Annotated in this window: 1 protein-coding gene; it reads right to left on the minus strand. The window is 50.2% G+C overall.

All coding sequences use genetic code 11. The features are described 5' to 3' along the window. Nucleotides 1-225, minus strand: a 225-nt coding sequence (locus tag LI164_RS15870; protein ID WP_227087400.1) for a recombinase family protein, incomplete at both ends; no start/stop codon positions are given.

Consider the following 225-nt stretch of genomic DNA (forward strand, 5'->3'; position numbering starts at 1 on the left):
CAATCCAGTCCTCCGGCTTCTTTTCCCCAATCGTGCCGATTTTGAAACGGTAGTCTTTTTTCTGGGAAGCAATCGCCCCGGTGTAAACGGGATTCATCAAAAGGTCTTTGATAACGGAGAAGTCCCACATATACCGTCCGTTTTCCGGGTCTTTCTTTTCCCATTTGGTTCGGGTATTGCGAAGCCCCCGTTCCCGGTTCCACCATGTGGGGCAGGGGATTTTTT

It is taken from the genome of Dorea sp. 210702-DFI.3.125 (assembly GCF_020560945.1).
Taxonomy (GTDB): Bacteria; Bacillota; Clostridia; order Lachnospirales; family Lachnospiraceae; genus Dorea; species Dorea formicigenerans.